Annotated in this window: 1 pseudogene; it reads right to left on the bottom strand. The window is 51.5% G+C overall.

Features of this window, described 5'->3' with window-relative positions:
• Positions 1-241 (bottom strand): annotated as a pseudogene (locus VCHENC03_RS27695) (hypothetical protein); the annotation flags it as partial.

Raw genomic sequence — 241 nt, 5'->3', positions numbered from 1 at the left:
GACTGCAACGCTTTCAGCACCCGTTTCGTTAACATCACTGATATTTTCAACGGTTAAGGTTGGGGTCATCGCTAGCGCTTTGCTAGAAGTGAATGATTCACCGGCATTGCCCGTTGCATCACTATAGCCTTGCAGCGTTAACGCCACACTCTTCACCGAATCCGCAACCGACGCCACTTCTGCTGTACCCACCCATTGGGTTTGAGTACCTGCTTGTGCTGTCCAGTTGATCGCCGCTGTA

Source organism: Vibrio sp. HENC-03 (genome assembly GCF_000305755.2).
GTDB lineage: Bacteria > Pseudomonadota > Gammaproteobacteria > Enterobacterales > Vibrionaceae > Vibrio > Vibrio owensii.
Note: the sequence above shows the minus strand (reverse complement) of the source record. Positions and strands in the feature narration are given on the sequence as shown.